The sequence below is a fragment of the Erwinia sp. B116 genome, assembly GCF_002865965.1.
GTDB lineage: Bacteria > Pseudomonadota > Gammaproteobacteria > Enterobacterales > Enterobacteriaceae > Erwinia.
The window spans coordinates 1,955-2,527 of sequence record NZ_JRZZ01000089.1; the positions used below are offsets into that span (position 1 = coordinate 1,955).

The 573-nt window shown below is 59.7% G+C and carries 1 protein-coding gene; it reads right to left on the reverse strand.

Annotated elements, in window-relative coordinates:
- Positions 1 to 573, reverse strand: a 573-nt coding sequence (locus NV64_RS22610) for a contractile injection system protein, VgrG/Pvc8 family (protein ID WP_369878930.1), incomplete at both ends; no start/stop codon positions are given.

Here is a 573-nt window from a genome sequence, read left to right on the forward strand (position 1 = left end):
GCCGATCAGCGTCTGCTCTGCCAGAAAACGCTCGTGGTCCAGGCGTGCCAGGAAGTTTGCCGTTTCCGCCGTCGGGGCGATTTTATCGCCGGTGTCCCGGTGGCGGGGCTTGTAGTGATAAACCTCGCCATAGGTGATGCCCTCGCCGTCACCGCGCGTCATATCCGCCCTGGCCGACTGCAGGACCTTCTGCGCTTCGCGGTGGTTGTAGTCTCTGGCGGTGACGCCCGCCTCAGCGACATTGTGACGCACGCTGAGCCCCCAGACGGATTCTGCGCAGCCGTCACTCATGCCCGACGGGCTGTTCAGCGGCAGCGTTTTACCGAATTCATACGCGCTCTGCCGGTCGGCAAAGTGCACCACTTCCGTTTGTGTGTCCGGCTGCAGCGTGAATAAGTAAAAGATGCCCACTTCGGACAGCAGGCGCTCGATAAACGCCAGGTCACTTTCCTGATACTGGTTTATCTGCTCACGCTTCGGAAAGGTCTGTCTGAGCGTGAATTCATATTCCCAGCCCTTCAGACCATGCTCGTCGAGGATCTGCGCCACCACCTCCGGCACGGATTTATTGAC